This window comes from Vibrio sp. 2134-1, from assembly GCF_033339495.1.
Genome location: NZ_JAWOUS010000912.1, coordinates 1 through 529, shown reverse-complemented (window position 1 = coordinate 529; position 529 = coordinate 1). Strand labels below are relative to the sequence as shown.

Genomic DNA, 529 nt, shown 5'->3' with positions numbered 1-529 from the left:
AATACAAGGCTGATAATGTAAAAAGCTCTGGCTGCTTAGTTTGTGTTTAGGTGAAAAGTACTGTTCTATCACTTTTTGGCCGCCAGCATGGTCATTATCGGCATGACTTAAAATCATCGTATCGACACTTGAGTAACCTCTGCGGTGCAATACTGGCGTAATCACTTGCTCAGCTATACTGCCGTTTTGCCAAGCCTTGCCCGTATCATAGAGTAAAACTCTACCCTCTTTTTCAACCAGTACCGCCAACCCATGCCCGACATCAAGCACATCAATACGCCAAGTTTGGCTATCTTGCTTAGGAAACAGCCCTGTCACCACAACAATTACACAGACAAACATCCAAACGTGACGAGGCATAACATGTCTTAAAACGAGCACGGCACTCACTACAGCAATAACAAATGTCCACTCGGCACTAATGGGTTGCCAAGTTCCTATGGCATATCGAACCGACCAACTTAGTGGTACAAGGAACACGTCAAGCAAACACCATAGAACCGTCGCCAACATAGGAAAGAGCAATGAC

Annotated in this window: 1 protein-coding gene; it reads right to left on the bottom strand. The window is 45.2% G+C overall.

Annotation, left to right across the window (positions count from 1 at the left end):
* Nucleotides 1-529 (bottom strand): MBL fold metallo-hydrolase (locus tag R7R78_RS29225; protein ID WP_318119874.1); only part of this gene is annotated, 529 nt, incomplete at both ends.